The organism is Flavobacterium laiguense, assembly GCF_003097655.1.
In the GTDB taxonomy this organism is placed as follows: Bacteria; Bacteroidota; Bacteroidia; order Flavobacteriales; family Flavobacteriaceae; genus Flavobacterium; species Flavobacterium laiguense.
Genome location: NZ_QCZH01000019.1, coordinates 42,885 through 65,774, shown reverse-complemented (window position 1 = coordinate 65,774; position 22,890 = coordinate 42,885). Strand labels below are relative to the sequence as shown.

The window sequence follows — 22,890 nt, the reverse complement described above, 5'->3', positions numbered from 1 at the left end:
ATTTATCCTTTTGATATTTCGTTTGATAATTCGTTGGTGTCTCCTTCTTGCCAAGGAAAATACTTTTGTAATCGGTCTCCTGCTCTCAATATTCCATCGACAAGGCCTTGCTTAAAGTCTCCTTTTTTAAATTGAGTTGCCATCACATCACGAGTGCAATCCCAAAAATCGGCTTCGACTAAATCGTTAATGCCTTTGTCTCCACAAATAATAAAGTGATGGTCTTCAACAGCGAGGTAGATAAGAACCCCATTTTTGAGATCGGTTTCATCCATCTTTAATTCATGAAAAACTTCTTTTGCACGATCATAAGGATCAATGGAAGTTGTTTTTTCGATATGAACTCTAATTTCGCCAGAAGTGTTTTTTTCGGCTATTCGAATAGCTTCAACAATTTCTTGTTCTTCTTCTTTGCTTAAAAAATGGTCTACTTTTGACATGGAAATTATTTTTGAATGAAGATTAACGATTTCTGATTGCAGAATAAAACATTCTAAAATCAAAAATCGTTAATCAAAAATTTTAAATTTTTTTTAGAATTTTACTTCAACAGGTTTTTCTGCACCAGTTACTGCTTGGAAATATGCTTTTTCTTTGAAGCCAAACATTCCTGCAAACATGGAGTTTGGGAACGTTTTGATATGCGTATTATATGGCATAACAGCTTCATTAAAACGGGTTCTAGCTGTCAAGATTTGGTTCTCAGTACTGGCTAATTCGTCTTGTAATTTCAAGAAGTTAGCATTGGCTTTCAATTCTGGGTAACGCTCTACAGATACCAATAATCTAGACAATGAACTGCTTACTCCACTTTGAGCCGAATTGAATGCTTCTAATTGTTCTGGAGAAATATTTTTTGGGTCAATTGTTACAGCAGTGGCTTTGGCACGCGCCTCGATTACAGCTGTTAAAGTGCTTTTTTCGAAATCGGCTGCTCCTTTTACGGTATTAACTAAGTTTCCTATAAGGTCATTTCTTCTTTGGTAAGCGGTTTGAACATCTCCCCATGATTGTTCAACGGTTTGATTTAATGTAACTGCTGTGTTGTTAATTCCTTTAACCCAGCTGTAAATTCCAAATAATACTACTGCTACAATAATCCAAGGTAAAAATTTTTTAAAATCCATTTTTGTTTAATTTAAAGTTTAATATTTAAGTTTCTATTTGTTATTATTACTATTGTCAAAGTTCATTCTTGATATTGGTCAACTGCATTCTGATGGTCTCTAATTTACTGATAATTTCAAATTTATCCATGGTTTTCTTTTGGCCTTCTTTCAAATGGATTTTGGCACCTTCTAGTGTAAATCCTCTTTCTTTGACCAAATGATAAATAAGTTGTAAGTTCTTGATGTCTTCGGGTGTGAACATTCTGTTGCCTTTGGCATTTTTCTTTGGTTTCAGAATGTCAAATTCACTGTCCCAAAAACGAATCAGGGAAGCGTTTACATCAAATGCTTTGGCGACTTCGCCTATGCTGTAGTATCTTTTGTCTTTTGAAAGCTCAATATGCATATTTTTTTATTTTTTTTTCTGAACACTTTTTTCAGTCTTTTGGGACTGATTACTATTTAACTGAACACTGACCACTTTTTTAAAAGGATTAATCCAAAGATTGATTTTCCTGATTAGCTATTTTTGAAATGGCAACGTACTCGACTGCCGAAATATTGCCGTAATAAAAATTAAGCGGGTTGACCACTTTTCCGTTTTTGTGTACTTCGTAATGCAAGTGTGGTGCCTCGGAACGTCCTGTGCTACCTACATACCCAATAATGTCTCCTCGTTTTATCGATTTTCCGGGCCTGCATTTGTATTTGCTTAAATGGGCGTATAATGTTTCGTAACCATAACCGTGTCTTATTACTACGTGGTTTCCAAAACCGGAAGCGGTATTGTCGGCTCTTGCTACGACTCCATCGCCAGTGGCGAAGATTGGAGTTCCTGTTTTGGCCGTAAAATCCATTCCTTCGTGCATTTTTCTTGCTTTGGTAAAAGGATCAGTTCGGTATCCAAAACCAGAAGCCATACGTTTTAAATTTTCATTTTTTACGGGTTGTATCGCCGGAATTGCCGAAAGCAGTTTGCTTTTGGCTTTAGCTAATTTTACAATTTCATCCAAAGATTTGGATTGTATGGCCAATTCTTTACTCAGTGCGTCTACTCTTTCGGTGGTGTTGATTACCAATTTTGAATTGTTATAGCCTTGTAATGCGACATAACGGTTTACTTTGGAATAGCCAGCTTTTCTTTCTTCTTCGGGAATAGCGGCTGTGTTGAAATAAACGCGATATAAATTGTTGTCTCGGTCTTCAATATCTTCAAGAACATCATCTACTTCATCCATTTTTTTGTTTAAAATGGCGTAGTTCAATTTTAAATTTTCGATTTCCCTTGCTTGCAAACGGTCTTTTGGGGTGTCAAAATAGGGTGTGTTCAATAATATTATAAAAGTCAAAAATCCAAAGATAGCCGATGCCAATAAAAACAGTACTGCAAAGCCGATTTTCCGTCTCTTTCTGATTTTTATTTTCCGATATGCCAGATTTACAGAATCGTAATAATATTTTACTTTCGCCATATTTTAAAATACCCTATTTTTGCAAATTAGTAAAAGGTAAGTCGAACAAATTTAATAAATGTTTCAGTTGTTCTGCTCTTTTTTTAATAATAAATAAATAGGCTGCCTGTCTTTACGGATATTGGGTGAACTAAAGGTTTGATGTTCTTGCTTCTGCATCTTTTGTTTAAGGATTGCAGAGCGTTTTGAAAACTGAGTTTCTTCATTTATGATAAAGGTCTTGATAGCAGGAGTTTGCATGAGGGATAGAAGCTAGCTACCCTGTAGCGCGTATAGCCCGACAGCATTAGGGAAAGGGGTCTACTACCCGGTTGCTGGATTTGGCCCCTTTTTCTGATGGTGGCATGCCCAAATGATGATGAAAACAAAGGCTTTTGGAATAAATAGGTTTTAGATAAAATAATAAATAATAATTCAACGAATTACTGAATATACAGCAAAATGAAATCACAAGACGTACGTAAACAATTTTTAGATTTTTTTGAAAGTAAAGGGCACTTAATTGTTCCTTCGGCTCCGATTGTTCTTAAGGATGATCCAACCTTGATGTTTAATAACTCGGGAATGGCGCAGTTTAAGGAATATTTCCTTGGGAACGGAACACCGAAAAGTAAAAGAATTGCCGATACGCAAAAATGTCTTCGTGTTTCTGGAAAGCATAATGACTTGGAGGAAGTGGGGATTGATACTTATCACCACACGATGTTTGAGATGTTGGGAAACTGGTCTTTTGGCGATTATTTCAAGAAAGAGGCGATTCACTGGGCTTGGGAATTGTTGACTGAGGTTTATAAAATTCCAAAAGATATTCTTTATGTTTCTGTTTTTGAAGGAAATCCCGATGAGAATGTGCCTTTTGACCAAGAGGCTTGGGATATTTGGAAAACGTTGATTGCCGAAGACCGAATTATTCTTGGAAACAAGAAAGATAATTTCTGGGAAATGGGCGACCAAGGACCTTGTGGACCGTGCTCTGAAATTCACGTTGATATTCGTTCGGCTGAAGAAAAAGCATTGGTTTCGGGTAAAGATTTAGTGAATAACGATCACCCGCATGTGGTGGAGATTTGGAACAATGTATTTATGGAATTCAATCGTAAAGCCGATGGTTCTCTAGAGAAATTGCCTGCGCAACACGTGGATACTGGAATGGGATTTGAGCGTTTGTGTATGGTTTTACAAAATGTTCAGTCGAATTATGATACGGATGTTTTTACGCCGATCATTAGAGAAATAGAAACGATTACAGGGGCTAAATATACTATTAAAGCGAAAGATGAAGCTGAAGATAAAGTGAATATTGCCATTCGTGTCATTGCAGATCACGTGCGTGCGGTTGCTTTTTCTATTGCCGACGGTCAATTGCCATCGAATACCGGAGCGGGATATGTAATTCGTAGAATTTTGCGTCGTGCGATTCGTTACGGTTTTACTTTCTTGGACACCAAAGAGCCGTTTATCTATAAATTGGTAGAAACTTTGAGTGCTCAAATGGGAGGATCTTTTCCGGAAATCAGATCCCAAAAAGAGCTTTGCGCCAATGTGATTCGCGAGGAAGAGAGTTCGTTTTTGCGTACACTGGATCAAGGATTGATTTTGTTGGACACTATAATCGCAAAATCAAGCGAAAAAGTTATTTCAGGTAAGAAAGCATTTGAATTGTATGATACGTATGGTTTTCCTATCGATTTAACCGCTTTGATCTTGTCTGAAAAAGGATTGTCATTAGACGAATCTGAATTTGAATCTGAATTACAAAAACAAAAAGAGCGTTCTCGTGCGGCTTCAAAAGTTAAAGCGGGCGATTGGCAGATTTTGAGAGAAGACGATGATGAGGAATTTATAGGGTATGATCACACTGAAGCTACGGTTAAAATTACTCGTTATAGAAAAGTAGTAAGTGCCAAAGACGGAGAGATCTTTCAATTGGTGTTTAATATGACTCCTTTTTACCCAGAAGGTGGTGGACAAGTAGGTGATAAAGGATATTTTGAAACCGGAAATGGTGACGTTATTTATATCATTGATACCAAGAAAGAAAATAATTTGATTATTCATTTTGTGAAAGATTTGCCTGCAAATGTTACCGAAACGTTCAAGGCTATCGTTTATGAAAACCAGCGATTTGAGTCGGCTGCCAATCACTCGGCTACCCACTTGATGCACCAAGCTTTGAGAACCATATTAGGAACGCATGTGGAGCAAAAAGGATCTTTGGTAAACAGAAACAATTTGCGTTTTGACTTTTCGCACTATGCTAAAGTTACGGATGAAGAGATTCAGCAAGTAGAGGATTTTGTAAATGCAAGAATTCAGGAGCAATTGCCATTAATAGAAAGACGTAATGTTCCTTTTGCCCAAGCGGTAGAAGAAGGTGCTATGGCTTTGTTTGGGGAGAAATATGGAGATAATGTTCGTGCGATTAAATTTGGAAACAGCATGGAATTGTGTGGTGGAATTCACGTGAAGAATACCGCTGATATTTGGTATTTCAAAATTGTGAGTGAAGGCGCTGTTGCGGCGGGAATTCGTCGTATCGAGGCCATTACTTCGGTTAAAGTAAAAGAATATTTTGCAAGCCAGTCTGAAAAATTGACAGCGATTAACGGTGTGTTGAAAAATCCACAGGATCCTATAAAAGCAGTTGTTTCCTTGCAAGAAGAAAATGCTAAATTGAAAAAACAATTGGAGGTTTTATTGAAAGATAAAGCTAAAAATATGAAGGGTGAATTGGCTAAAGAATTACAGGATATTAATGGAATTCAATTCCTTGCTAAACAAGTTGATTTGAGTCCGGAAGGAGCCAAAGACTTGGCTTATGAATTGGGGACCTTAGGAACTAATATATTCTTGGTTTTGGCTACAGCCGAAGAAGGAAAACCAATGTTAACGTGTTATATCTCTAAAGAATTAGTAGCTGATAAAAAACTAAACGCGGGTCAAGTGGTTCGTGAATTAGGTAAATACATCCAAGGTGGAGGGGGAGGTCAACCTTTCTTTGCTACCGCTGGAGGGAAAAATGCAGATGGAATTGCTGAGGCTTTGGCTAAAGCGGTTGAGTTTGTGAAGTAAGTTTCAAGAATATTGCCTTATAAAGGTATTTGGTTTTTATATATACCCTTAAACAATCTGTTTATTATAGATTGTTTAAGGTTTTTTTTTGTAAATATAATTAGTGCTTTTAATTTGCTTTTTACTTTTTTTATGTTTTTTTTGTAAAAAATTAACTATATAAAATCATGAAAAAATTACTTTATTTATTTGGCGCTTCTTTATTGGTGCTTAGTTCTTGTTCATCTGATAGCTCAGATTCTATAGGAGAAACAATACTTTTAATAAAAGAAATTACTAGTGATAGTTATGGTGGAACACATATAATTACTTATGACGGGAACAAAATAGTTAAAGAAGAAAGGTCAGCTACTGAAACGAATACTAGAACCTATATTTATGATGGGGATTTAATCATAAAAGAAAAAATAGTTAGAAAGAATGGTTGGGATTTTTGGGAGATTACTTCTGTAGAATATAACTATGAGAATGGAAAGCTTACCTCTTTATTATCTAAATCGAGTGATAGTTGGACTTCTGACGGAACTTCGTTACATGACAGGAATAATTATAAGTTTGATTATGTTTATAATTCTGATGGTACCATTACTGCTAAAAATTACACTTTTGATAGTCAAGGTAATGCTAAGATACTTTATCTAATTAAATATTTTTTTCAAAATGGAAACTTAGTTAAGTCGGAATATTGCGACATAGACGGAACAATTTTAAGTACTTCCATTTATAAATATGATAATAAAACAAATCCTTTTTCAAATATTGTAGGATTTGGTCAGTTGTATGATCAACATGGTTATGAGATAAGTAAGAATAATTTGGTTGAATATACTTTAGTTTCTAGTACATATACAAAAACTGTAAAAAATAAATACACTTATAATTCCAATGGATATCCTGAGAAAATAAGCACATCGGACGTCGAGGCTACAAATAACATTCCTAGTAATACTCATTTTTATAATACTGAATATCATTACTGAAAATTGATTTTGTTCATATAAGTTATTCAAAAAAAGATTGATTAACCGTGTAAGGTATCAAGGTTTATCACATTTTAAAAATTAGTTTCCGCTAAAAAACTAAACGCGGGTCAAGTGGTTCGTGAATTAGGTAAATACATCCAAGGTGGAGGAGGAGGACAACCTTTCTTCGCTACTGCTGGAGGAAAAAATGCTGATGGAATTGCAGATGCTTTGGTTAAGGCGGTTGAGTTTGTGAAGTAGATTTTCAAGAAATTATTTTTTGCCTTTTTATTAAGGCATTTGATAAAATAGAAGCCTTAAATAATTCGTTACTAGCGGATTGTTTAAGGCTTTTGTATTCAGAAACTAAATAAAAATATATTTTAAAATTGTAAACACTTTGTTTTTAAGTCTTTAATGGTTTGTTTTTTTGTATGTATAATTAGATTAATAATTGTGGCTTTTAATTTGCTTTTTAATTTTTTTATGATTTTTTTTGTAAAAAATTAACTATATATAATTATGAAAAAATTACTTTATTTATTTAGTGCTTGTTTATTAGTACTTACATCTTGTTCTAATGATGATACTAATTCATCTGATTCTGCTTCAATGATTTTACCAAAATCAGTAAAGTACACTAGTCCATCTTATCCATCTGATAATTCGAATGCAACTATTTCTTATGATGGTAATAAAATTACTAGCATTAAAAGTGAAGATGGTAGAACGGATTATACTTATGATGGAAACGAAATTGTGAAAACTATCGATTACGATGATGCCGGTATTAAAGATAGTGAAGCGATTTATACTTATACAGGTGGTAAATTAGCAAGTTATTCTCATGCAGAAAATTTCACATCTAAATATCCAACAGGTGAATACAAGACGAGGACTGTATATACTTACAATTCTGATGGGACTATTAAGACTTTATATTATACAACAGATGTTACTACTGGTGTGGAGACAAAAACTAATAATGAAAGATTGTCTACTATTTCGAATGGAAATTTGGTTAAAGTTGTAGAAATAAATTCAACTCCTGGATCAAGTGTTTATACAACTGTGTATGAATTTGATACTAAAAATAGTCCGACTAAAAATATTGCAGGATTTAATTTATTAGTTATTACAGATGAAGGATTTGGATCTATTAATAATATAGTCAAAAGTACTTCTTCATCTGTTGATGGGTCAAATTCATCGAATACGAATGTATACAAAACAGTTTATGTTTATGATGCAAATGGATATCCTACAAAAGAAACCTCTTACGAAAAAGATGGGACAACAGTTGATGGAATAACGGAATATACTTTTTAGTTTAATCTTATTCTATAGCTCTAAAAAGCCAGACACATTTAGTGTTTGGCTTTTTTGTTATGTAATAAATTAAAAAACTACTTTTGTGTTTCATTTATCCGTAAAAGTTACTATTGCAAATGAACTTCACTACCCAAATCCCCATTCCCAAAACCCCAAATCCAATAGACTACAACTCCAAAATTGTCTCGTTGGGTTCTTGCTTTGCTGAAAATATGGGAGATAAATTCCAGTATTTTAAATTTCAGAGCTCGACCAATCCATTCGGAATTGTTTTTAATCCTGTTTCTATTGAGAGGATTATTGATAGAGTTGTCAATGATACGCTATTCACAGATGAAGATATTTTTTTTCACAATGAGCGTTGGCATTGTTTTGAAGTACATTCGGATTTGAGTTGTGCAAGTCAAGATGAATTATTGACGAGTCTAAATCAAATTCTTTTGGAAACTAAAAAACAATTGCAGGAAACAACCCATATCATTATTACGTATGGAACTTCTTGGGTGTATCGCAACATTGAAAGTAACGAAATAGTTGCCAATTGTCATAAAGTGCCTCAAAAGCAGTTTACAAAAGAGCTACTTTCTGTCATAACTATTCAGGAGAGTATGGAGAACACAATACGTTTGATTCGATCGATAAATTCCAATTGTAATTTCATTTTTACGGTTTCGCCTGTGCGTCATCTCAAAGATGGTTTTGTCGAAAATCAAGTCAGCAAAGCACATTTGATTGCGGCGATTCACGACAAACTGAGCACTGAACACTTAAAACTGAAGACTGAATACTTTCCTTCTTACGAAATCATGATGGATGAACTTCGCGATTATCGTTTTTATGCTGAAGATATGTTGCATCCGAGTCCAATGGCGATTGATTATATCTGGGAACGATTCAGGGAAACTACGATTTCAGAAGCAACTTATGCAACAATGGATGCTGTTGAAAGCATTCAGAAAAGTTTACAACATCGCCCATTTAATCCCAATTCTGAAAGCCATAAAAAGTTTGAAGCCAATCTTCAAACGAAAATTACTACATTAGTGGCTCAGTATTCATTTATGAAATTTTAATTATGTTAAAAAGAATTTTAGTTGGAGCAGTTGTTGTAGTAGTCATAATTTTGGCATTCAAATTTTGTGAGTTCAAGAAAGGGGATGATTCAACTTTGGATTACAATACCAATTTGATTCAGCAACAAATTGTGAATGTGGGTAAATTGGTGGTTACCGAAGGACATTTTTCGGAAGTAATCACTTTTAAGAATTCGAATAAGTACTTTTTGGATATGATTTCTTTTGAAAAGAAGGCGATCGTGATTGTGAATGCGAAGGTGACAGTAGCTTATGATTTGCATCAAATGAAATATGATATCGATGAAAAGAATAAAACCATAACGATTCTTTCTATCCCAAAAGAAGAGATTGCTATTTATCCCGACATTCAATATTATGATGTGGAGCAAAGCAAATTCAACGAATTTACAGGTGCCGATTACAACAAAATCAATAAGACGGTCAAAGCTAATATGGCCAAGAAAGTAGACAAATCGACATTGAAAACCAATGCGAAAAATCGTTTGGTAAGCGAAATCTCCAAAATGCTAATCTTAACGAATTCTTTAGGCTGGAAACTACAATACAATGGTGAAGTCATCGAAAACGAAAGCCAGTTACAACAGGATTTGAAGCTGTAAGTTTTGTTTCAACACGAAATAGTACAAACTTATTTTTCGTAGTGAATTTTAGCCAAAAAAATACAGATTTCTATAGCGGAATCTGGGGCTAAAGTTCTGAAAATGTATTAACCGCAAATTCGCAAATTTTTAATGTTGATGTAAAAATTTGCGAATTTGCGGTTATTTTTTTGCTGTTTGATTTGCAAGCTGTGGTTTAGGTGAAAAACTTTGAAAATCTGTGTAATGTGTGTTTATATTTTTAATGAACAGTTTCTTCGTTTTCAAAAATCAATTCCAATCCATTCGAAATTAATTTTTCGATTTCAGGACGTTGTTTTTTCAGGTTCTCCAAATGTAACAACACTTGTTGCATTAAACCCGATTCATTTCTGGCATTCAAAAGTTCTGCTATTTCTACGGAAAGCAACCAATCCTTTGGATGATTATTTTGTAATTTAGTAAAAATAGGTTCTAGTGAAGTCGTCGTGTCGTTAGATTCGCGAATGCTTCTTACGGTTTGGTACAATACTTCTAGATCGTCTCTTTCGGCAGTATGTTTGGCTTTAATGGTTTTGCTCGACGGTACATGTGAAATCAAATCGAAGCTATTCACATCGGCTGGACCAGAAAAGGCCGAAACCAATTTTTTACCCACGGCCATATCATAATTCCCCCATTCCGGTTGGAATAAAATAGTGTCTCCGTGTGTAACGGTACAGTTTTTAAAACAAATTAAAATGATTTCTCCGTGTAGATTTCTCTTTCCGGTAATGATTTCTCCAACCACTGTTATATTGCCTTCAAATTCCAAAGTAGCTGTTTGGCCTTCATAAACGCCATACGCTTTTAAGTCTCTTGGACTCATGTCTTCAATAGCCAAATTGATTCCTTTTAGTTTTCCAATTGGGCTACCAAAACCTTCGGGATGCGTACTCGTTCCGTGGCCTACCAGTTCTTTTTCACGATACGATAAAGCTGTTTTTCCTGTGGTTTGAAAATAGATTGGCCTTCCTTCGTCTTCAATAACATTTGTAAATACGCCCGAAATCTGTAAACCAGTACTCAATTCAACGGTTCCTAATGCTTTCGAATGGATTAGTTTATTAATTCCAGACAATCCACCGGTACGTAAAGCCATAGTATTGGCAAACTCTTCCAAAATCAAACTCAAGTAAGCAAAATCTGGAGTGACATACAGTTGAGGTTGTAATTTGGTAATATCAAAACTTTGATGAACTGCCGAAAAACCATAAGGGATTTTCTTTACATTATCAGTCATACACCAAGCGCTTTCGCCAATGGAAGACAATAATCCGGCACCGTATATTTTTGGGTTTTCGATAGTTCCAATCAAACCGTATTCAACTGTCCACCAGTGTAGGTTTCTGATTTGGGCCATTTCAGATAATTCACCCATGTTATTTTGCAAGTCTTCGACTGCTTTTTCGGCAGCTTCAATATCGGCTTTTGGAGTGTCTTCGGCTTCTTTCAAAATAGAAAGCAGGCGAATGGCTTCGTACATTTCGTAATCTTTATGCGAAGAAATGGCTTTACAACCTATTTCTCCAAAACGGCGCAGGTATTCTGCATATTCCGGATTCGCAATAATAGGGGCATGACCGGCACCTTCGTGAATAATATCCGGAGCAGGAGTGTATTCGATATGTTCGAGTTGGCGAATGTCCGAAGCAATAACCAACACGTTGTAGGCCTGAAATTCCATAAAAGCATTAGGCGGAATAAATCCATCTACCGCAACGGCAGCCCAGCCAATTTCGCTTAGTATGCGGTTCATGCCATACATACTCGGAATATTGTCAACCTCTATGCCTGTTTTTTTCAAACCATCCAGATACGAACTGTGGGCAACTTTCGAGAGATAATTCACGTTTTTGCGCATCACATAACGCCAAACCGCTTGGTTGATAGGTGTGTAATCGCTATAATCCTGTGGTTTGATAAACTGTTTTAAATGTTTAGGCAATCGCTCTAATAAGGGATTGCTTTCTATGTTTGTGTTCATGGCGAAATCGATATAGTTTTATGCAAAAATACAATTTTAAGAAGCGAATTCTAACTTTTATGTTAGAAATTATTTCTCCACTTTCTCTAAATCTTCTGCTTTGGTTTTGGTTAAATTCAGTCGGTTAAAGTTTTCATTGTTAGGAATATGAAGTTCAAAATCATCCATGAAGTCGATTTCGATTTCAAGATTAGATGCGGATAAATCCAATACGTGTCCACCCGATTTTTTATCATCCGAAAGAAAATGAAAATGATAACCGGGAACATTCAAGCCTTTCATATATTCAGGAAATCGAAAGCCAACCAGCGTTCCGGAAATCGTTTGCATCTCAAAAACCGACTGCTTTTTTACGGCATCAACCATCAAAGGATAGGGTTTGGTTTGTTTGGAGACGCTTCTGGTTTTTATCGTTTGGCATTTCACTTTGATTTTATACCCCACGTATAGATTTTTATTGGGCGATAAACTGTCCAGCAAAGCGTAGAGTTTTTTGAGGTCTAATGTCTGGGTACTGGAAAAAGTTTGATCTTTCGAGAAATTCGTCACTACGGCAAAAGGTGTTTTTTGTGAAGGAACGACAGCATACGCTTTTCCATCGGATTTGATTTGGTAAAAATGATTGTCAAACCCAATCATTTCGCCGTCCAATTCATTAAAAGTCCCAATTCCGAAAGTTCCTTTCTTTTGTAATGCAGCCAGAGTCATATCTCCGTCAAAACCGCCTTCCATCAAGGCGTTGATCGTAGCGTATTGGTATATAGTTGTGTTTTTGTCTTTCTGGGCGGTACTCGTAAAAAAGGAGAATGCAATAAATAGAAAAAGGATTGTTTTTAAACGGTAAGTCATTGTAATTTGGTTTTGTTAGTGTAGCAAAAGTAATACAATGGTTTTGAAAATGAATTACCGCAGATTTGCAGATTTTAAAATATTTTAATCTGCGAATCTGCGGTAATTTTTAATCAGTACGGTTTCTGTCTTTAGATTACAAAAGCGGATGCTTCGCTTCATGCCTGAAATACTCAATTTTGTGGTTGAACATTTCTGCCATATTCTGCCCTCGTAGTTTGGCTTCTTCAGCAAGTGGTCCTGCAAATAAACTATCTACGGTGTTGGTGAAAATTTCCATCCAGCGGGTAAAGTGTTCTTTCTCGACCGGGAGTTGTTTGTGTGGCGGAAAAGGACTTCCGGAATACGTGTGTTCATCGAGCAGAACAGTTTGCCAAAAGCGGTACATTTTCTCTAGATGCTCTGGCCAGCGATCGCCAATTTTCTCGTCAAAAATAGAACCGATTAGTTCGTCTTTTCGCACATTAGAGTAGAACGTGTCTACCAATAATTTAATGTCTTCTATGTTTGTGATGTCTTTATTTGTCATTGTTTTTGGTTATAAAAAAGCCTACGCAAAGGTAGGCTATAATTAGAAAATCGACAGAAAAAGATCTGTTAATTTATCCTATCAATTGGGTAAAAAGATCGTGCCTTTCGTTGAGGTATTGGTATTCAAATCCTTTGGTATTCATGTTGGTTTTGATGGCATGAATGTCATTTGGATTCTTCAATTCTAACCCAACGACTACAGATCCTACTTCGCGACTATTCTTTTTGGCAAACTGAAAATAAGTAATGTCATCATCAGGGCCCAAAATGTCGTTTACAAATTCCTTCAATGCTCCGGGGCGTTGCGGAAACTGAATCATGAAATAATGCATTAATCCTTCGTAGAGTAGGGAACGTTCTTTGATTTCGGCAGTTCTTTCGATGTCGTTGTTACTGCCACTTACAATGCAAACTACCGTTTTTCCTTTTATTTCGTCCTTGTAAAAATCCAATGCAGAAATGGTTAATGCTCCTGCGGGTTCTACTACCATGGCTTCTTCATTGTACAATCGCAATATGGTGGTGCATACTTTTCCTTCGGGAACCAGTATAATGTCGTCTAGGTTTTTTTGGCAAATGTCAAAAGTCAGATCGCCCACTTGTTTTACGGCTGCTCCATCCACAAACTTATCGATAGTGTCTAATGCCGTGTTTTTGTCATTGGCAATTGAAGTTTTCATCGAAGGAGCGCCTTGTGGTTCGACTCCAATGATTTTGGTATTCGCGCTCAGGTGTTTGAATACCGTTGAAAGACCAGAGGCCAGTCCGCCACCACCGATGGGTACAAATACATAATCAATAGGTTCTTTGTAACTGTCCAGAATTTCCAATCCTACAGTTCCTTGACCCGCAATGACTTTTAAATCGTCAAAAGGATGGATGAATGCTTTGTTGTTGAGTGTGGAGTCTGCTAGGGCTTTTGTGTAAGCGTCATCAAAAGTGTCGCCTGTCAAAACAATTTCGACGTATTTTTTTCCAAACAATTGCACTTGTTTGACTTTTTGTTTGGGTGTGGTTTTTGGCATATAAATTTTACCCATTATTTTCAAAAGATGGCAAGAGAAAGCGACACCTTGAGCATGATTCCCGGCACTGGCACAAACGATTCCGGTTTCTTTTTCGGCATCCGTTAAGGAGCTAATTTTGTTATAGGCTCCTCTTATTTTATAGGACCGAACGACTTGCAGGTCTTCGCGTTTCAGTAAAACAGTTGCGCCAAATTCCTCCGATAAATTTAAGTTTTCAATCAAGGGAGTAGAAGGAACTACATTTTGTAATTGTTTTTGGGCTTGTTGTATTGCTTTGAATAAAGTCATTTTTTTTGTATTTGGAATTAAAAGGAACTCGTTAGTTCTAATTCGGCTATTTTGGTGGCTAATTGGTGGATTGTTTCTTTGTGCGTTTTACTGGTATAAACGCAATAATCAGTTTCCTGAATAATTGGGAAGGCATTGATAATAGATGTGATTTGTTTTTCATCGGAATTCGGAAACTTTAATAGTAGAATTTGATGAGTTGAAAGCTCGGCTTCAGTCTGTAAATAACATTTAAAAACTTCGATAATTCTTTCCATTTGACACACTATGTTTTGAACGGCTAATTCTGTTTCAATAAACGTAATCGTAAAGCGATATAAATTTACTGTTTTGCAAAAAAATACGGAGAAGTTGTTTATGTTTGTTTTCCTTCGAGTCAAAATAAAGGCTACTTTATTGATTAATCCTTCCTGTTTTTCACTGAAAAGTGTTATTGTAAATTCTTGTCTCATTACTGAATAGTTTGTTTTTGGTTAAAAAAAAAGCCTTTCTCTATATGGACAGAGAAAGGCTTTATTAGAAAATAGAATCCTGACTCGTCACGTGAAACGAATAATGATAATTACGATACTAATAATTGTTGCTAAATTTTTCATGTTTGTTTAAAATAAAAAACCTCCCGATGTGGGAGGTTTCATAAATTGTATATTGATTACTTATTTATATAACACCTCGCCATAATTATCGAATGATAATTATAATAATGACAATAATGATGTTAATTAAGTGTTTCATTCTTCTTGTTTGAGCTGCAAATGTATTGATTTTTCGGTAAACGAAACAATAAATTAATTTTTCTTTTCTGTTTTTTCTTTATTTGGAGCTATTACAGGAGGATATTGAGCCAAAATTTGAGTGGCAAATTCGTTGATTCGTTGTTCTTTTCTATTAACATCCTGTGTCAAATAACCACTTCCTATTCCTTGCCAAAACAATTCATTCTTTTTAGCATCTATAAAATCAATATATAATGTCCCTTCAATAGAAGAACTTACGTAAGGGTAGCCTCCAAATCCGTAATAAGGATAATAACCGTATCCCCAACCATATCCCCAACCGGAATGAACATTTACTTCCTCATGAGATTTGGTAAAAATATTGACCAGAAAATCAGGAGTTTCGCTTTTAACAAATCCTTTGGCCAGCATTTGTTCGTCGACTGCTTTTAAAATTCTTCTTTTATCCAAATCAGAAATTTCAAGTTTGTTGATTCCCTCTTTCATATAAGCAAAAGTTTTGTGTTTCGTAAAATCGACCGTTTTATCATAATCCGCATTTACGGTTACCGAACTGCATGAAGCTAATGTAAAAAAAAGTAGTACTAATAGTGATTGAATTGATTTCATGACAATGCTTTTTATAGGTTTAGATTTGAATAAAGTTACGCAATTTCCCTTGCAATGCCTTACAAAACGGCTACTTTAAGTTAAAAATAACGTTTCATCAACAAGATTTGGAAGAGTCACTTTTAACAAAGGCTCGGCTTCCATAGCTCGTTTTATGGCAAAAACTGCTCCTTCGTTTCTAGCCCAACTGCGTCTTGAGATTCCGTTATTGACATCCCAAAAAAGCATAGAAGCTAAACGTCTTGAAGCTTCTTTAGTGCCATCAAGAACCATGCCAAAACCACCGTTGATAACCTCTCCCCATCCTACACCACCACCATTGTGTATGGAAACCCAGGTAGCGCCACGGAAACTGTCGCCAATCACGTTTTGAATCGCCATATCGGCCGTAAAACGAGATCCGTCATAAATATTAGAGGTTTCTCTATAAGGAGAATCAGTTCCTGATACATCATGATGGTCACGACCCAAGACAACTGTCTCTATCTTACCTTTGGCAATAGCCTGATTAAAAGCTTCGGCAATTTTTACACGACCTTCGGCATCTGCGTATAGGATTCGGGCTTGAGAACCCACAACCAATTTATTTTCTTGTGCGCCTTTGATCCACTGAATATTATCCTGCATTTGTTGTTGAATTTCAATTGGAGCCGTTTTGGCCATTTCTTCCAAAACTTGACAAGCAATAGCGTCAGTTTTGGCTAAATCTTCCGGTTTTCCAGAGGCACAAACCCAACGGAAAGGACCAAAGCCATAATCAAAACACATAGGCCCCATGATGTCTTGCACGTAACTTGGGTATCTAAAATCAATATTATTTTCGGCCATAATATCAGCTCCGGCACGAGAGGCTTCGAGTAAAAATGCATTTCCATAATCAAAGAAATACGTTCCTTTGGCCGTATGTTTGTTGATAGCGGTAGTGTGACGACGCAAGGTTTCTTGCACTTTTTCCTTGAATAAAACAGGATTGTTGGCCATCATGTCATTGGCTTCCTCAAATGAAATTCCAACTGGGTAATATCCACCAGCCCACGGATTGTGAAGCGAAGTTTGATCGGAACCCAAATCAATATAAAGGTTTTCCTCGTCAAATCGTTCCCAAACATCTACCACGTTCCCTAGGTAACCGATAGAAACGGTTTCGTTATTGGCTTTCGCCTGAGCGACTCTTTTAACCAATTCGTTGATGTCTTCAACCACTTCATTGATCCAACCTTGACTGTGACGAATGTGAGTGATTTTGGCGTTGACCTCGGCACAAACTGTGATGCAACCTGCAATATTTCCGGCTTTCGGCTGTGCACCGCTCATTCCTCCCAAACCAGAAGTTACGAATAATCCACCTTTTGGACTGCGTTTTATTTTTCTGAAACCGTTCAAAACGGTAATCGTTGTTCCATGTACAATTCCCTGTGGACCTATGTACATATAACTTCCTGCGGTCATTTGCCCGTATTGGGAAACGCCCAAAGCATTCATTTTTTCCCAGTCATCGGGTTGCGAATAATTAGGAATTACCATTCCGTTGGTAACCACAACTCTCGGTGCTTCTTTGTGGGAAGGAAACAATCCCATTGGGTGTCCGGAATACATCGTCAAAGTTTGCTCATCGGTCATTTCCGACAAGTATTTCATCGTCAATAAATATTGCGCCCAGTTCGAGAAAACCGCACCGTTCCCTCCATAGGTAATCAATTCATGCGGATGTTGCGCCACCGCATAATCCAGATTGTTCTGAATCATTAGCATAATGGCTTTGGCTTGCTCACTTTTCCCAGGATATTCCGAAATTGGGCGGGCATACATTTTATAATCAGGACGCAAACGGTACATGTAAATACGACCGTAAGTCTCCAGTTCGTTACGAAATTCAGGCATTAAATCAGCGTGATGCTTCGGCTCAAAATAGCGCAAAGCATTGCGAAGCGCTAGTTTTTTCTCGTCGTCAGACAAGATTTCTTTCCGTTTCGGCGCGTGGTTGATGTTGGCTTCATACGCTTTAGGTTGAGGTAATATAGATGGAATTCCTTGTTGTATTTGTTCTTGAAAAGTCATGTTTCATGTTTTTAAAATTTAAAATTAATCGTTCTAATGAGCAACATCTGGGCGTGACCACAATAGAAAAAGGGGCAGATTTAGGTGGGTCGTGAGTCGCCCCTTTTCCTATTGCGGTCGGGCTATCCGTGCTACTTTGGTAGCTTACTTCTATCCCTCACGCGCATCCCGTGAATCAAGATCTTTTTAGGGAAACCAGAAATGACTTTTTCAAATGAAAAGGTCAAAAGAGTCTGTTTCCTAAATTATGGACCTAATATTCGATCGTGTTTGTTGCTTTTTTATGCACTAAAAACAACATCTACTAGGGATACCGTATATCCGACCTATGGTAGGATTTATGGATTTTAATTTTATATTTTAAAGAAATGATGTCCATTGCTGTTATTGAATGTTTTAAAATTTTAAAAAGAATACTATTTCCTGAAATCTAAATTCTACCTTCTGCAATCTATATTCTTTTCTCTTTATTCTATTTTCTAATCTCCCCCGTTTTCTTATCAAATCCATAGGGACAATGGCGACAACCGCTTTTACAGCAATACCCTCTTTTTAAATGGTGTTTTTCGGTAAAACATTTGTAACCCTCAGGGGTGTAATAAAAATCTTCTCCTTCTATTAATTTATTTTCATTACTTTGTTCTGCCATTCTGTTTTATGCTTGAAATTCGCTACTAGGCGATTGTGTTTTTCTTTTATTTGACCTAAATTGCCTGTACAAATCTATAAATTTTATAATCAATGTTTGTTATTGTTGCCAAATATTTAATTCCGAAAGGATATCGAGGGTTAACTCTCTTTCCGTTTGTGTTTGTAAAATATCGATATGATTTCGACAATAAAGTATTGGTGAACCACGAAAAAATACATCTTCGGCAGCAATTAGAATTATTGGTATTGCCTTTTTTTGTTTGGTATTTTGTTGAATATGCGGTACGTTTGTTACAATATAAAAACGCCAATTTGGCCTATAGAAATATTAGTTTTGAAAGAGAAGCCTACGCCAATGAATTCCATTTTGACTATCTGAAAACGAGGCCTTTTTTTAGTTTTTTAAACTATTTGTATATAAAAAGAATTTAGATGCTTGTTTAACCGCAAAGCTCGCTAAGGAAGCGCAATGCACGCAAAGCTTTGCGAACTTTGCGGAACTCTTTGCGTCCCGATAATTATCGGGATTGCGGTTAATTTTTTTAAAGATTTAAAATAACCCATAAATTTTGAACCAAAAAATAACATACGAATTGCCTAATGGAATTTCTCTTGAGATAAAACGAGAAGATTTGCTCCATCCTTTTATATCGGGGAATAAATTCAGGAAACTAAAGTACAATTTGCTTCAGGCGAAAGCCGAAAATCAGGAAACGGTACTCACTTTCGGTGGTGCTTATTCCAATCACATTGCGGCGGTGGCCTATGCAGGAAAAGAGCAGGGTTTTAAAACCATTGGAGTGATTCGCGGGGAAGAGCTGGGCGATAAAATTGCCGATAATCCAACCTTGCAATTTGCACAAGAGTGTGGTATGCAATTCGAATTTGTAACCAGAGAAGCCTATAGATTAAAAACCGAACCTGATTTTATAGCCAATCTAAGACAGAAGTTCGGTTCGTTTTATCTTGTTCCGGAAGGTGGTACCAATGAATATGCGATAAAAGGTTGCGAAGAAATACTGACTGAAGAAGATACCGCTTTCGATTTTATTTGTTGCGCGATAGGAACGGGCGGAACCATTTCTGGGATTATTAACAGCGTATTAGCACACCAAAAAGTTTTGGGATTTCCGGCATTAAAAGGAGACTTTTTAAAAGATGAAATTCGTAAATTTGTCGCCAATGAAAATTGGGAATTAATAACTGACTATCATTTTGGAGGCTACGGAAAGGTAAATGAAGAACTGGTTCAGTTTATAAATCAGTTTTACAGACAAACGCAAGTGCCATTAGATCCAGTTTATACAGGAAAGATGGTTTTTGGCGTTATAGATTTAATTCAGAAAAACTATTTTCCCAATAATGCCAAAATTTTATTGATTCATACCGGAGGATTACAGGGAATCCAAGGGATGAATTTGATTTTGAAAAACAAAAACAAAACATTGATTGACGTTTAATAGCGATAACAATATAACAGCCAAATACTGCTTCATGCTAAAAAAAATAATCTTATTCCTTTTAATTGGAACCCTCATAGGATGTGGTTCTTCGAAACCGGTTATTGTTACTACAAAACAACCTGTTAATTGGAAGTATTCTAAAACAAAACAAAATAATAAGCAGGTAAAAAAGGAATCTTCCTCCAATGCAACAGTGACTTCCAAAACAATGACTACCAATGAAGTTACTAAAGCCTACATCGCGCAATACAACGCAGTGGCGATGAGTAATATGAAAATATATGGAATTCCTGCCAGTATTATCTTGGCGCAAGGAATTCTGGAATCGGGAGCTGGAAAAGGAGATTTGGCAATGACCTCCAACAATCATTTCGGCATTAAATGCCATAACGATTGGACGGGAGATAAGGTTTATAAAGATGATGACTCCGCTCAGGAATGTTTTCGAAAATACAATCAGGCATCAGAATCCTATCAAGATCACGCGATGGTATTGACCGGTAAAAAAAGATATTCCAATTTGTTTACATTGCCCAAAGGAGATTACAAAGGATGGGCAAAAGGCTTGAAAGAGGCAGGGTATGCCACTGATCCTAAATATCCAGAAAAATTAGTAAATTATATAGAATCGTATAATTTAAGTCAATTTGACACCAAAGTTTTAGGAAAAGCAATGGCAAAAGAAGAGGCGAAAGTATTGCTTAATGACAATTTTGATGCTGATCAAGCCAGTTTGTATGAAATTCAAAAAGGAGATACGTTTTATTCGGTTTCCAAAAAATTCAATTTATCGGTTGATGAATTAAAACAGAAAAATAATTTAACAGAGAATGCGCTTTCGATAGGACAGAAGTTGATAGTTAAGTAAAGACAGATAGATAATTAGATAATAGATAAAAGACGAATAGATAATAGATTGAATAGAGTATAGAATATGAGATTTTTTGAAAGGGGGAAGAATATTTTTTCTTTTAGGCATAATTTTCTAACTAGTTGTAGTCTATTATCTCTTCGTCTATCCTCTCTTATCTCAAATAAAAAATAGTAATGATATATAAAAGAAGTAGCGAACTTTTTGCGGAAGCAGAAAAAGTAATTCCGGGAGGAGTAAATTCACCAGTAAGAGCGTTTAAAGCCGTGGGAGGAACACCAATATTTGTAAAAAGTGCCAAAGGGGCGTATTTGTACGATGAAGACGGAAACCGATTGATCGATTATATCAATTCTTGGGGGCCAATGATTCTGGGTCACGCCTACGAACCAGTAGTGGAAGCTGTAATTGAGAAAGCCAAACTGGGAACGTCTTTCGGGATGCCAACCGAATTGGAAACTCAAATTGCCGCTTTAGCCGTTTCGATGGTTCCGAATATCGATAAAATTCGTTTTGTGAATTCAGGTACAGAAGCCTGTATGAGTGCGGTGCGTTTGGCCCGTGGATTTACCAAAAGAGACAAAATCATCAAGTTCGCCGGATGTTATCACGGTCATTCCGATTCGTTTTTGATACAGGCGGGTAGTGGAGCAGTTACTTTTGGAACACCAAATAGTCCGGGTGTAACAGCAGGAACGGCCAAAGATACTTTGCTAGCCAAATACAATGATTTAGAGAATGTGGCAGCCTTAATTGAAGCTAACAAAAATGAAATTGCAGCCATAATTGTCGAGCCTGTAGCCGGAAATATGGGATGTATTCCGCCAGTCAAAGGGTTTTTGGAAGGATTGCGTGAGTTGTGTACAGCAAACGGAATTTTATTGATTTTTGATGAGGTAATGACAGGCTTCAGATTGGCCAGAGGTGGTGTGCAGGAATTATTCAACATCAATGCAGATATAGTTTGTTTCGGGAAAGTAATTGGAGGTGGTTTGCCTGTTGGTGCTTTTGCTGCTCGTGCCGAAATCATGAATTATCTAGCACCATTGGGACCTGTTTATCAAGCGGGAACTTTGTCCGGGAATCCATTGGCTATGGCAGCGGGATTGGCTATGTTGCAAGCATTAGATACTGATCGCGCTATTTTTAAAAGACTGGAAGATAAAACCGCTTATTTAGGGGCAGGAATCGAAAGAGTATTGAAAGCCAATAATGTTGTTTTTACCATCAATCAAATTGGTTCTATGATTTCGGTTCACTTTGATGCGAATCCAGTAACCGATTTTCAATCTGCTGCTGCGGGAGATAATGAAACCTTCAAGAAATTCTTTCATGGATTAGTTGCCGAAGGCGTTTATATTGCACCATCAGCTTATGAAACTTGGTTCATCACCGATGCATTGACCTATGGAGATTTAGATTTTACTATTCAAGCAATAGATAAAGTTTCTAAAACGTTCTAATTTATTGATATCCTGCAAGGTTTTTTTTAACCTTGTGGGTATGTTTGAAAACGTCTTTATAAAAGTTATACCTACAAGGTTAGAAAAAAACCTTGCAGGAGTAAAAACACGAATTCCACTAATTTGCATGAATCAATTCATGCAAATTAGTGGAATTCGTGTTTGGGATCAAAAAGGATTCAATTGAAATTACTCTTTGTTTTCTGCTCTTCTCTGTTTCATTTTTTCTTTGTTTTCTTCTTTCAATACAATCCATTTTTGGTATTGATCGGCAGATAAAACGGCTTTCATTTTAGCTTCAGTATCTGTTTTTTCGGCTTGCATCGTATTTTTAAACGCAGTTCTTTCTCCAGTTGTCATTTTATTTCCACTGGCTTTGCGGGCATCTTTTTGAGATTTTACATCTTGTGCTTTGGCACTTTTCTCTGCTAAAATTGTACCGACTGCTTCTTGTTGTTTGGCATCTAAGTTTAATTCTTTGGTTAGGTGAGCCAAGTGTTTTTCCTGACGTTGCTCTGGAGTCATTTTTTCCATGTCGGCTCTGTTTGGTTTTGAGGTGGTCTCTTGTGCAAATCCAGTCAATCCCATTCCGAGTACTAAGGTGATAATTAATTTTTTCATTTTGATTTTGTTTTTAAGTTATGGCTATAAGACAGTTATGGCAATTAAAGGTTTAATGTCTTAACGCTAATTT

General features: G+C 36.3%; 22 protein-coding genes and 1 pseudogene. 10 read left to right on the top strand and 13 right to left on the bottom strand.

Translation table 11 applies throughout. The features are described from left to right. Window positions 1-2: 2 nt before the first annotated feature. The 4 genes from DB891_RS14025 to DB891_RS14010 all read right to left on the bottom strand — a co-directional run bounded on the left by DB891_RS14025 (window position 3) and on the right by DB891_RS14010 (window position 2,581). Complete coding sequence (locus tag DB891_RS14025; protein ID WP_116764210.1) at window positions 3-440, bottom strand: TPM domain-containing protein; 438 nt, start codon at window positions 438-440, stop codon at window positions 3-5. A 93-nt stretch (window positions 441-533) separates the two neighbouring features. Continuing rightward, window positions 534-1,127: a LemA family protein gene (locus DB891_RS14020; protein ID WP_116764209.1), complete on the bottom strand. Its 594-nt coding sequence runs from the start codon at window positions 1,125-1,127 to the stop codon at window positions 534-536. Window positions 1,128-1,182: 55 nt separating this feature from the next. Continuing rightward, the gene (locus tag DB891_RS14015) at window positions 1,183-1,515 is read right to left on the bottom strand and encodes a MerR family transcriptional regulator (RefSeq protein ID WP_116764208.1); all 333 of its coding nucleotides are present in this window, start codon (window positions 1,513-1,515) and stop codon (window positions 1,183-1,185) included. A gap of 88 nt (window positions 1,516-1,603) precedes the next feature. Next, the gene (locus tag DB891_RS14010) at window positions 1,604-2,581 is read right to left on the bottom strand and encodes a M23 family metallopeptidase (protein ID WP_116764207.1); all 978 of its coding nucleotides are present in this window, start codon (window positions 2,579-2,581) and stop codon (window positions 1,604-1,606) included. Window positions 2,582-3,022: 441 nt separating this feature from the next. On the opposite strand from DB891_RS14010, the gene alaS reads away from it, so the two are divergent. The 6 genes and pseudogenes from alaS (at window position 3,023) to DB891_RS13980 (ending at window position 9,643) form a co-directional block, all read left to right on the top strand. Continuing rightward, entirely contained in the window at window positions 3,023-5,653 is a 2,631-nt protein-coding gene (gene alaS / locus DB891_RS14005; protein ID WP_116764206.1) for an alanine--tRNA ligase, read from the top strand. 167 nt (window positions 5,654-5,820) lie between these two features. After that, entirely contained in the window at window positions 5,821-6,633 is an 813-nt protein-coding gene (locus tag DB891_RS14000) for a hypothetical protein (RefSeq protein WP_116764205.1), read from the top strand. Between the two features lie 90 nt (window positions 6,634-6,723). Continuing rightward, window positions 6,724-6,876: pseudogene (locus tag DB891_RS13995) on the top strand (DHHA1 domain-containing protein); the annotation flags it as partial. Window positions 6,877-7,137: 261 nt separating this feature from the next. Next, window positions 7,138-7,944 carry a hypothetical protein gene (locus tag DB891_RS13990; RefSeq protein WP_116764203.1) on the top strand — a complete coding sequence of 269 codons (807 nt, stop codon included), beginning with the start codon at window positions 7,138-7,140 and terminating at the stop codon, window positions 7,942-7,944. A 119-nt stretch (window positions 7,945-8,063) separates the two neighbouring features. Next, a complete protein-coding gene (locus tag DB891_RS13985) occupies window positions 8,064-9,020 on the top strand; it encodes a GSCFA domain-containing protein (protein ID WP_116764202.1) in 957 nt (318 codons plus the stop codon). A 2-nt stretch (window positions 9,021-9,022) separates the two neighbouring features. Continuing rightward, window positions 9,023-9,643: a DUF4230 domain-containing protein gene (locus DB891_RS13980; RefSeq protein WP_116764201.1), complete on the top strand. Its 621-nt coding sequence runs from the start codon at window positions 9,023-9,025 to the stop codon at window positions 9,641-9,643. A 241-nt stretch (window positions 9,644-9,884) separates the two neighbouring features. Here the strand turns inward: DB891_RS13980 and DB891_RS13975 are convergent, their stop codons facing one another. The 8 genes from DB891_RS13975 to DB891_RS17635 form a co-directional block, all read right to left on the bottom strand. Beyond that, a complete protein-coding gene (locus tag DB891_RS13975; RefSeq protein ID WP_116764200.1) occupies window positions 9,885-11,648 on the bottom strand; it encodes an aromatic amino acid hydroxylase in 1,764 nt (587 codons plus the stop codon). A 69-nt stretch (window positions 11,649-11,717) separates the two neighbouring features. Next, window positions 11,718-12,497, bottom strand: a complete 780-nt coding sequence (gene budA / locus DB891_RS13970; protein WP_116764199.1) for an acetolactate decarboxylase — start codon at window positions 12,495-12,497, stop codon at window positions 11,718-11,720. A gap of 136 nt (window positions 12,498-12,633) precedes the next feature. Next, the gene (locus DB891_RS13965; RefSeq protein ID WP_116764198.1) at window positions 12,634-13,026 is read right to left on the bottom strand and encodes a group III truncated hemoglobin; all 393 of its coding nucleotides are present in this window, start codon (window positions 13,024-13,026) and stop codon (window positions 12,634-12,636) included. Between the two features lie 73 nt (window positions 13,027-13,099). Beyond that, window positions 13,100-14,344 (bottom strand): threonine ammonia-lyase IlvA, encoded by a 1,245-nt coding sequence (ilvA, locus tag DB891_RS13960; protein WP_116764197.1) that lies wholly within the window; start codon window positions 14,342-14,344, stop codon window positions 13,100-13,102. A gap of 17 nt (window positions 14,345-14,361) precedes the next feature. Beyond that, complete coding sequence (locus DB891_RS13955; RefSeq protein WP_116764196.1) at window positions 14,362-14,796, bottom strand: ACT domain-containing protein; 435 nt, start codon at window positions 14,794-14,796, stop codon at window positions 14,362-14,364. A gap of 336 nt (window positions 14,797-15,132) precedes the next feature. After that, window positions 15,133-15,690, bottom strand: coding sequence for a DUF4136 domain-containing protein (locus DB891_RS13950; RefSeq protein ID WP_116764195.1), 558 nt, complete (start codon window positions 15,688-15,690; stop codon window positions 15,133-15,135). A 75-nt stretch (window positions 15,691-15,765) separates the two neighbouring features. After that, window positions 15,766-17,748 carry a urocanate hydratase gene (locus DB891_RS13945; RefSeq protein ID WP_116764194.1) on the bottom strand — a complete coding sequence of 661 codons (1,983 nt, stop codon included), beginning with the start codon at window positions 17,746-17,748 and terminating at the stop codon, window positions 15,766-15,768. A gap of 472 nt (window positions 17,749-18,220) precedes the next feature. Then, complete coding sequence (locus DB891_RS17635; RefSeq protein WP_189337154.1) at window positions 18,221-18,397, bottom strand: DUF5522 domain-containing protein; 177 nt, start codon at window positions 18,395-18,397, stop codon at window positions 18,221-18,223. A gap of 92 nt (window positions 18,398-18,489) precedes the next feature. Between DB891_RS17635 and DB891_RS13940 the strand changes: the two genes are divergently transcribed. The 4 genes from DB891_RS13940 to hemL all read left to right on the top strand — a co-directional run bounded on the left by DB891_RS13940 (window position 18,490) and on the right by hemL (window position 22,196). Further along, window positions 18,490-18,831, top strand: a complete 342-nt coding sequence (locus DB891_RS13940; RefSeq protein ID WP_116764193.1) for a hypothetical protein — start codon at window positions 18,490-18,492, stop codon at window positions 18,829-18,831. Between the two features lie 137 nt (window positions 18,832-18,968). Next, window positions 18,969-19,859 carry a 1-aminocyclopropane-1-carboxylate deaminase/D-cysteine desulfhydrase gene (locus tag DB891_RS13935; RefSeq protein WP_116764192.1) on the top strand — a complete coding sequence of 297 codons (891 nt, stop codon included), beginning with the start codon at window positions 18,969-18,971 and terminating at the stop codon, window positions 19,857-19,859. Window positions 19,860-19,893: 34 nt separating this feature from the next. Beyond that, window positions 19,894-20,730 (top strand): glucosaminidase domain-containing protein, encoded by an 837-nt coding sequence (locus DB891_RS13930; RefSeq protein WP_116764220.1) that lies wholly within the window; start codon window positions 19,894-19,896, stop codon window positions 20,728-20,730. Window positions 20,731-20,909: 179 nt separating this feature from the next. Further along, window positions 20,910-22,196 carry a glutamate-1-semialdehyde 2,1-aminomutase gene (gene hemL / locus DB891_RS13925; protein ID WP_116764191.1) on the top strand — a complete coding sequence of 429 codons (1,287 nt, stop codon included), beginning with the start codon at window positions 20,910-20,912 and terminating at the stop codon, window positions 22,194-22,196. Between the two features lie 189 nt (window positions 22,197-22,385). On the opposite strand, the gene DB891_RS13920 is transcribed toward hemL, so the two are convergent. Next, window positions 22,386-22,817: a hypothetical protein gene (locus DB891_RS13920; RefSeq protein ID WP_116764190.1), complete on the bottom strand. Its 432-nt coding sequence runs from the start codon at window positions 22,815-22,817 to the stop codon at window positions 22,386-22,388. Window positions 22,818-22,890: the final 73 nt, after the last annotated feature.

Coding starts and splice junctions, on each gene's coding strand:
- DB891_RS14025 (WP_116764210.1), bottom strand. CDS start 440: ATGTCAAAAGTAGACCATTTTTTAAGCAAAGAAGAAGAACAAGAAATT.
- DB891_RS14020 (WP_116764209.1), bottom strand. CDS start 1,127: ATGGATTTTAAAAAATTTTTACCTTGGATTATTGTAGCAGTAGTATTA.
- DB891_RS14015 (WP_116764208.1), bottom strand. CDS start 1,515: ATGCATATTGAGCTTTCAAAAGACAAAAGATACTACAGCATAGGCGAA.
- DB891_RS14010 (WP_116764207.1), bottom strand. CDS start 2,581: ATGGCGAAAGTAAAATATTATTACGATTCTGTAAATCTGGCATATCGG.
- alaS (WP_116764206.1), top strand. CDS start 3,023: ATGAAATCACAAGACGTACGTAAACAATTTTTAGATTTTTTTGAAAGT.
- DB891_RS14000 (WP_116764205.1), top strand. CDS start 5,821: ATGAAAAAATTACTTTATTTATTTGGCGCTTCTTTATTGGTGCTTAGT.
- DB891_RS13990 (WP_116764203.1), top strand. CDS start 7,138: ATGAAAAAATTACTTTATTTATTTAGTGCTTGTTTATTAGTACTTACA.
- DB891_RS13985 (WP_116764202.1), top strand. CDS start 8,064: ATGAACTTCACTACCCAAATCCCCATTCCCAAAACCCCAAATCCAATA.
- DB891_RS13980 (WP_116764201.1), top strand. CDS start 9,023: ATGTTAAAAAGAATTTTAGTTGGAGCAGTTGTTGTAGTAGTCATAATT.
- DB891_RS13975 (WP_116764200.1), bottom strand. CDS start 11,648: ATGAACACAAACATAGAAAGCAATCCCTTATTAGAGCGATTGCCTAAA.
- budA (WP_116764199.1), bottom strand. CDS start 12,497: ATGACTTACCGTTTAAAAACAATCCTTTTTCTATTTATTGCATTCTCC.
- DB891_RS13965 (WP_116764198.1), bottom strand. CDS start 13,026: ATGACAAATAAAGACATCACAAACATAGAAGACATTAAATTATTGGTA.
- ilvA (WP_116764197.1), bottom strand. CDS start 14,344: ATGACTTTATTCAAAGCAATACAACAAGCCCAAAAACAATTACAAAAT.
- DB891_RS13955 (WP_116764196.1), bottom strand. CDS start 14,796: ATGAGACAAGAATTTACAATAACACTTTTCAGTGAAAAACAGGAAGGA.
- DB891_RS13950 (WP_116764195.1), bottom strand. CDS start 15,690: ATGAAATCAATTCAATCACTATTAGTACTACTTTTTTTTACATTAGCT.
- DB891_RS13945 (WP_116764194.1), bottom strand. CDS start 17,748: ATGACTTTTCAAGAACAAATACAACAAGGAATTCCATCTATATTACCT.
- DB891_RS17635 (WP_189337154.1), bottom strand. CDS start 18,397: ATGGCAGAACAAAGTAATGAAAATAAATTAATAGAAGGAGAAGATTTT.
- DB891_RS13940 (WP_116764193.1), top strand. CDS start 18,490: ATGTTTGTTATTGTTGCCAAATATTTAATTCCGAAAGGATATCGAGGG.
- DB891_RS13930 (WP_116764220.1), top strand. CDS start 19,894: ATGCTAAAAAAAATAATCTTATTCCTTTTAATTGGAACCCTCATAGGA.
- hemL (WP_116764191.1), top strand. CDS start 20,910: ATGATATATAAAAGAAGTAGCGAACTTTTTGCGGAAGCAGAAAAAGTA.
- DB891_RS13920 (WP_116764190.1), bottom strand. CDS start 22,817: ATGAAAAAATTAATTATCACCTTAGTACTCGGAATGGGATTGACTGGA.